We start from the raw sequence: 7627 nt of genomic DNA, 5'->3' as shown, positions 1-7627 counted from the left end.
AGCTCGACCCGGCCGGCGGCCCGGCGGCAGCCGGTCGCCGCGTCCACGGCGGGGCGGGCGTCGGCGGTGCGGCTCAGGAAGCGGTCGGCCTCCGCGTCGAGCAGCGCCCGCACCCGGTCCAGCAGGTCGGCGCGGGCCTTGGCGGCAAGGGTACGCACCGCCTGGTCACCGAAGATCGCCTGGAGTACGGCCTGTGCGGCGACAGTGGTGCCGGCCCCGGTGGCCACCTCCAGCCCGGTCGGGATGAACGCGGTGGAGGCGAAGACGGCGATCATCACGGCCAGCCCGGTGGCGTTCACCGCGTACGCGGCGGTGCGGGCGACGAACCGCTTGTCGCCGCCCTCGACCCGGACCAGCTCCAGCACCCCGCGCTGCCAGTCCCGGACCAGGCGCTCGGCACGGTCCGCGAAGTCGTCGCCCGGATGGGCGAGCGCCGGGTCGAGCAGCCCGGCCCCGGCCGGGTGCGCCCTCCACGCCGTGTACGCCGATTCGGCGGCCTCCGAGGCCACCCCACGCAGCAGTGTCACCAGTTGCGACTCGATGGCGTTGCGCAGCTCGGCGGCGGGTGCCGGCCGACCGGTGACGGCGGCCACCACCCGGTCCCGGAGGCGGCCGATCCGAGCCTCCAGGGTGCGGAACAACTCGCCGGTGCCGACGAACTCCTGCCAGCGGGCGAGCACCTCGCCCCGGAGCAGCCGGCCGTCCTGGAGCCCCTGCTCGACGGTGCGTTCGGCGCCCCGGTACGCGGCCCGGACCCGTTCGTCCAGCCCGTCGGCGGCGGCGACCTGCTCGTCGGCGGAGTCGGCCAGGTCCTCGACGACGGGGTGGAGCGCGGCCAGCGCGCCGTCGAGCGTCTGGCGGACCACCGCCGCCCGGGCGTCCGCGTCCGCGGCCAACCGGGCGAACCAGTCGGCAAGCGGTGCGGTCACCCCCTCGGGCAGCAGCCCCTGACCGTCGGTCCAGGTCTCCGGCAGCACGAACAGCGGCGCCTGGTCGAGCGCCTGTTCGGCGAGCATCTCGGTCAGGTGTGCGGCGATCTCGTCGGTGGCCTCGGCGGGCACCCGGTCCAGCACCATGGCGATCACCGCGCCGCGTGCCCGGGCACTGCGCAGTAGTTCCCAGGGCACCGCGTCGGCGTACCGGGCGGCGGTGGTGACGAAGAGCCACAGGTCGGCGGCGGCCAGCAGTTGGGTGGCGAGGGCCCGGTTGGCGTCGACCACCGAGTCGATGTCGGGCGCGTCGAGGAAGGCCAGCCCGGCGGGCAGGGCCGGGGCGGTGACGAGGTGCAGCGCGCGGGGATCTTCGCTCGGCTCGGTGGTGCGGGTCAGCCCGGGCAGCAGGTCGCCCTGTCGGAACCAGGCCGCGTCGGACGGGTTGCAGACCAGCACCGGGGAGCGGGTGGTCGGCCGGAGCACGCCGGCGGCGCTGACCCGGGCCTTGACCAGGCTGTTGACCAGGGTCGACTTGCCCGCCCCGGTGGAGCCGCCGACCACCACCAGCAGCGGGGCGTCCAGCCGGGCGAGCCGGGGCAGCAGGTAGTCGTCGAGCTGGTCGGTGAGGGCGGTGGCGCTCTGCCGGGCAGGGCTGGCCGAGGGCAGCGCGAGGGGGTACCGGGTCGCGCCGATCGCCTCCCGGAGGCCCGACAGTGCGCCGGGGAGGCTGTCGTCCCCGGTGGTGGCGGGGGGCTCCTCCGCGGCGTCCGGCGGGCTGGTGCGGGCTGCGACGGCGGGCGCGCCGGAACGGGTGGCGGAATCGCCGTGCGTCGTCACCGCTAAAGCGTGCCCGACCGATGCAAGGGAAGACAACCGGACGGTAATAACGGCTGGGTTGCGTCGGGTTGACTCAACCCAACTTGACGATTCGCCAACGCGTGGCACTATTGAGTCAAGTTCACTCAACTTGTGGTGGGGCCCGCTGCGGGCGGTGCTCGCCAGGCAGCCCACGGGCGACGCCCGTCACCTGCACAACCTTACGAAGCGAGGAAGCGAACATGGCACGTGCGGTCGGTATCGACCTCGGCACGACGAACTCCTGCGTCAGCGTTCTCGAGGGCGGTGAGCCCACCGTCATCGCCAACGCTGAGGGGTCGCGGACGACTCCGTCGATCGTCGCGTTCGCCCGCAACGGCGAGGTGCTCGTCGGCGAGGTCGCCAAGCGTCAGGCGGTGACCAACCCGGACCGGACCATCCGGTCGGTCAAGCGCGAGGTCGGCACGAACTGGTCAGTCGACATCGACGGCAAGAAGTACACCCCGCAGGAGATCTCGGCCCGGACGCTGATGAAGCTCAAGCGGGACGCCGAGGCGTACCTGGGCGAGCAGATCACCGACGCGGTGATCACCGTTCCGGCCTACTTCAACGACAGCCAGCGCCAGGCCACCAAGGAGGCCGGTGAGATCGCCGGCTTCAACGTGCTGCGGATCGTCAACGAGCCGACCGCGGCCGCCCTGGCGTACGGGCTGGACAAGGGCTCCAAGGAGCAGACCGTCCTGGTCTTCGACCTCGGCGGCGGCACCTTCGACGTGTCGCTGCTGGAGCTGGCCGAGGGTGTCATCGAGGTCAAGTCGACCAGCGGTGACAACCACCTCGGTGGTGACGACTGGGACCAGCGGATCATCGACCACCTGGTCAAGACGTTCCGTGGTGAGCACGGCATCGACCTCGGCCAGGACAAGATGGCCCTCCAGCGGCTCCGTGAGGCCGCCGAGAAGGCCAAGATCGAGCTGTCCGCCGCCACCACCACCAACATCAACCTGCCGTACATCACCGCCGGCGCGGCCGGCCCGCTGCACCTCGACGTCACGCTCAGCCGTGCCGAGTTCCAGCGGATGACGCAGGACCTGCTGGACCGTTGCAAGGGCCCGTTCGAGCAGGCCGTGAAGGACGCCGGGATCAAGATCTCGGACGTCGAGCACGTCATCCTGGTCGGTGGTTCGACCCGGATGCCCGCCGTGACCGACCTGGTCAAGCAGCTCACCGGCCGCGACCCCAACAAGGGCGTCAACCCGGACGAGGTGGTCGCCGTCGGCGCCGCCCTCCAGGCCGGTGTGCTCAAGGGTGAGGTCAAGGACGTCCTGCTGCTCGACGTGACCCCGCTGAGCCTGGGCATCGAGACCAAGGGCGGCATCTTCACCAAGCTGATCGAGCGCAACACCACCATCCCGACCAAGCGCTCCGAGGTCTTCACCACGGCGGACGACAACCAGCCGTCGGTGCTGATCCAGGTGTTCCAGGGTGAGCGGGAGATCGCCGCCTACAACAAGAAGCTCGGCACCTTCGAGCTGACCGGCCTTCCGCCGGCGCCGCGTGGCGTGCCGCAGATCGAGGTCGCCTTCGACATCGACGCCAACGGCATCGTCAACGTGCACGCCAAGGACCTGGGCACCGGCAAGGAACAGAAGATGACGATCACCGGCGGCTCCTCGCTGCCGAAGGACGACATCGAGCGGATGCGCCGGGACGCCGAGGAGCACGCGGAGGAGGACAAGCGCCGCCGCGACGACGCCGAGACCCGCAACGTGGCCGAGGCACTCCAGTGGCAGACCGAGAAGTTCCTCGCCGAGAGCGGCGACAAGCTGCCCACCGAGAACCGTGAGCAGCTCAACGAGGCGCTCGGCGAGCTGCGCGGCGCCCTCGGCGGTCAGGACATCGACAAGATCAAGTCCGCGCACGAGAAGCTGGCGCAGGTCTCCCAGCAGGCCGGTTCGCTGCTGTACTCGCAGCAGGCCGAGCAGGGGCAGCAGCCGGGTGGCGAGCCCGGCCCGGGTGCGACCGGCGCGGCGGCCCGCAGGCCGGTGGCGCCGACGACGTGGTCGACGCCGAGATCGTGGACGAGGACGGCAAGAAGTGACCGTCGGCCTCCGACACGTGTCCACGGCGAAGGGGATGAGGTAGCCGCATGACGCAGAAGCCACGAGCCGCCGACCCGGGCGACACCGGGTCGACGCCGGGTGGCTCCGCGCCCACGGAGCCGACCATCGGCGACGGGGAACGGGTCGTCATCCGCAACAACCGCAAGCTGCTCGACACCTCCGAGCCGGAGGGCACCGCCGCCGACGCGGAGACCGGCGTGCCGGCCGAGGGCCTGGTGGAGGACGCCGAGGTGGTGGTCGACGAGGTCGAGGTCGAGGTCAACTCGACCGACGGTCCGGAGCCGTCCGGTCCGGCGGTGGTGGACGCCCCGGCGCAGCCGGTGGACGGCGGCACGGGCACCCCGCTCGGCGCCGAGCTGGAGGCGCTCCGGGCCGAGCTCGACGAGCGGACCCGGGACGTGCAGCGGGTGTCGGCGGAGTACGCCAACTACCGCAAGCGGGTCGACCGGGACCGCAGCCTGGTGCAGGAGCAGGCGACCGGCTCGGTGTTGGCCGCGCTGTTGCCGATCCTGGACGACCTGGACCGGGCCCGGGAACACGGGGACCTGGTCGGGCCGTTCGGCACGGTGGCGGACCAGCTCACCACCGCGCTGGGCAAGTTCGGCCTGAACGCCTTCGGCGAGCAGGGCGATCCGTTCGACCCGACCCGGCACGAGGCGGTCGCGCACCAGACCTCGGCCGAGGTCAGCGAGCCGACCTGCGTGCAGGTCATGCGACGCGGCTACCAGCTCGGTGAGCGGCTGCTGCGCCCCGCGCTGGTCGCGGTCGCGGATCCGGAATAGTGCGAGACAGTGACCGGGTTGCCCCGCTCACCGCGCGGCGGTGGGCGGGGCAGCCGGGCCACCAGGGTCGGAAGGAGGTGGACCGGTGAGTTCGAAGGACTGGATCGAGAAGGACTTCTACGCCGTGCTCGGCGTGGACAAGGCCGCCTCCGCGGATGACATCAAGAAGGCGTACCGCAAGCTGGCCCGGGAGTCGCACCCGGATCACAACCCGGGCGACCCGAAGGCCGAGGAGCGGTTCAAGGCCGCGTCCGAGGCGTACAACGTGCTGTCGGACAGCGGCCGCCGCCGCGAGTACGACGAGATGCGTTCGCTGTTCGGCTCGGGCGCGTTCCGGCGCAACGCCCGGGGCGGGGGCCAGCCGGGCGGCATGCCGTTCGACGTCTCCGACATGTTCGGCGGCGGGGGCGGCGATCGTCGCTTCGGTGGCGCCGGCTTCCAGGACCTGTTCAGCTCGATCTTCACCGGGGGCCAGGCGGGTGGGGCGGCCGCGCCGCGCGGTCCGGCCCGGGGCCGCGATGTGGAGACCGAGGTCGCGTTGGACTTCGGTGACGCGGTGCGCGGGGTCACGCTGCCCCTGACACTGCGCGCGCCGGGGGTCTGTGACACCTGCCACGGCAACGGGGCAAAGCCCGGCACCCAGCCGCGTACCTGCCCGGTCTGCCATGGTGCCGGCGTGACCAACCGCAACCAGGGGTCGTTCAGCTTCTCCGAGCCGTGCCGCAACTGCCAGGGCGTCGGCACCGTGGTCGAGGAGAAGTGCCCCGAGTGCCACGGCAGCGGCGGGGTCACCAAGACCCGCACCATGAACGTGCGGTTCCCGGCAGGGGTGGCCGACGGCCAGCGCATCCGGTTGGCCGGGCGTGGTGAGCCGGGCGAGCGCGGCGGCCCGGCCGGTGACCTTTTCGTGCACGTCAAGGTTCGGCCGGACGAGCTGTTCGGGCGTACCGGAGACGACCTGACGCTCACCGTGCCGGTCACCTTCGCGGAGGCCGTGCTCGGCACGGACCTGCGGGTGCCCACGCTCGACGGCGCGGTGACCCTGCGGGTTCCGCCGGGGACGCCGAGCGGCCGGGTGCTGCGGGCCCGGGGCAAGGGTGTGGTCCGTCGTGAGGGGCAGGTCGGTGACCTGCTGGTCACATTGGACGTGGTGGTGCCGGCCCGGTTGTCGGACGAGGCGCGCACGGCGCTGGAGGCGTTCGCCGAGCAGAGCCCGCCAGCCGCCCGGGAACATCTCGACGCGCGGGTGCGTCGGGTCAGCTAGTCCGATGGAATGGACGCGGAGGTGAGCGGGATGTCGGGCGAGTTCCTCGGTTCGGGTGACCCTGCCTACGAGGCCAAGGTGCTGATGATCTCCGTTGCGGCGCGGATGGCGGGGATGCATCCACAGACCCTGCGCCAGTACGACCGGTTGGGGCTGGTGCAGCCCGGCCGGGCCGCTGGCGGCGGGCGTCGCTACAGCGTTCGGGACGTGGTGCTGCTGCGCGAGGTGCAGCGGCTCAGCCAGGACGACGGGATCAACCTGGCCGGCGTCAAGCGGATCATCGGGCTGGAGCGGCTGCTGGAGCAGGCGCAGCAGCGGGTGGCCCGGCTGGAGGCGGAGTTGGACGCCGCCTACCGCCGGGTGGCCGAGCTGGAGTCGTTGGCCCGTTTCCCGGGTCGGGACCTGGTGCCGACCAACCGCACCTCCACCGCGCTGGTCGTCTGGCGACCCCGCCGTACGCCCGACCGCTGACCCTTCCTTGCCCTTCCCGGCCCGGCCCGCGCTTCGATTTCCCGGCGCGGGCCGGGCCGCCTCGGTTAACCTGTCGATAAGGGTTCAACCGGCTTAATTCAGACCTACCGGCATGGCGAGGGGGAGCGATGGCGGAGCCGGCGAAGAAGGTCGCCCAGCAGACAGAGGAGCGGTTGGAGAACCTGGCCGACACCATCCGGGCCAAGTTCGACAAGGTCACCGAGGGAACCTTCCGGGACCGGATCAAAGAGGGGCGGTTCGCCGAGCGGGCCGAGCCCGGCGCCGACGAGGCCCGCCCCGGGACCGAACGGAAGCACGACTGACCGGTGACCGACGTGCGGGCCGGGACCCACGGGGGGTCCCGGCCCGTTCGCCGTTCCGGTTCGCGGGCCGGGACGCTGGTCGGCCGGGACGCTGGTCGGCCGGGACGCTGGTGGGTTGGGACGTCTGATCCCGCTAGCCGAGGCGGCGGTTTTCGCGGACCAGGCCGCCCTCACACCAGTCCCGGTAGACGAAGAGATCCGGTCGGGCCAACAGCACGCGGCCGTTGTGCGCCCAGACCTTCATCAGCTCGTCGCCGTCACGCTCGGCCTGTTCGACGAGCTTGCGGAAACGGCGCTTGGGGTGGGCGCGGAACTTCGTCCGAATGCCGTCGGCCGCGTAGATGTAGAGACAGTGCAACGCAAAGCGCCGGGCCGGCAGGTCGGATCCATCGCCAACTCGAAAAGGGTCAGCACCAGTCGGTCGCCGGAGACCAACAGGTCCCAGTCGGGTGGCATCGAAGCCAACGGCACCGAATCGGGCTGGTACGCCCACGCTCGCAACTCCGCCGGAGTCGGATCGACGGGGTTGGCGAAGCCGTGGAACGTCGACTCCTGCACGCTCACCGGCCAACCTTCCGCTCTCGCCCGCGTTGGCACTGGCTGCCCTGCGGACCTGGCTGCTGGGGCGAAACGGTAACCCGCCGCCGGGTGCTGCGGTAGTCCCCATGAGGAGCAATTCCGCAACCGTTGGCATGGGCGGGTCGACTGCATCGACGGAACTGCCGATCATGCTCCTATGGCAATCCACGTTCGACGGTTCCAGCCAGGCGCCGAGGCCCAGTTCGTCACGGGGCTGGAGTGGCTTTTCGCTCCTCCCGGTAGCCGTCCCGTGGATTGGGATCGCGACCGCGCCGTCGAGCGGACCGCGCAATTGCTCGCCCACGAAGATGTCGCACTCTTCGAGGCGCGATCGGAT

5 protein-coding genes and 2 pseudogenes are annotated in these 7627 nt (G+C 71.5%); 5 read left to right on the top strand and 2 right to left on the bottom strand.

The window, feature by feature from the left end:
- Window positions 1-1769, bottom strand: a 1769-nt coding sequence (locus JM949_RS14005) for a GTPase domain-containing protein (protein WP_203148928.1), incomplete at its 3' end; no start/stop codon positions are given.
- Between the two features lie 221 nt (window positions 1770-1990).
- Between JM949_RS14005 and dnaK the strand changes: the two are divergent.
- From dnaK to JM949_RS13980, 5 genes and pseudogenes are all read left to right on the top strand, one after another.
- Window positions 1991-3849: pseudogene (dnaK, locus tag JM949_RS14000) on the top strand (molecular chaperone DnaK).
- Window positions 3850-3897: 48 nt separating this feature from the next.
- Entirely contained in the window at window positions 3898-4653 is a 756-nt protein-coding gene (gene grpE / locus JM949_RS13995; RefSeq protein ID WP_203148927.1) for a nucleotide exchange factor GrpE, read from the top strand.
- Between the two features lie 85 nt (window positions 4654-4738).
- Entirely contained in the window at window positions 4739-5917 is a 1179-nt protein-coding gene (gene dnaJ, locus JM949_RS13990; RefSeq protein ID WP_203148926.1) for a molecular chaperone DnaJ, read from the top strand.
- A 30-nt stretch (window positions 5918-5947) separates the two neighbouring features.
- Window positions 5948-6388 (top strand): heat shock protein transcriptional repressor HspR, encoded by a 441-nt coding sequence (locus JM949_RS13985; RefSeq protein ID WP_030332087.1) that lies wholly within the window; start codon window positions 5948-5950, stop codon window positions 6386-6388.
- Between the two features lie 128 nt (window positions 6389-6516).
- A complete protein-coding gene (locus JM949_RS13980; RefSeq protein ID WP_203148925.1) occupies window positions 6517-6711 on the top strand; it encodes a hypothetical protein in 195 nt (64 codons plus the stop codon).
- 133 nt (window positions 6712-6844) lie between these two features.
- On the opposite strand, the pseudogene JM949_RS13975 reads toward JM949_RS13980, so the two are convergent.
- A pseudogene (locus JM949_RS13975) lies at window positions 6845-7275 on the bottom strand (hypothetical protein).
- Window positions 7276-7627: the final 352 nt, after the last annotated feature.

This window comes from Micromonospora tarensis (assembly GCF_016803395.1).
GTDB classification, from domain to species: domain Bacteria; phylum Actinomycetota; class Actinomycetes; order Mycobacteriales; family Micromonosporaceae; genus Micromonospora; species Micromonospora tarensis.
The sequence above is the reverse complement of the archived record's forward strand: the minus strand, read 5'-3'. Positions and strand labels throughout refer to the sequence as shown.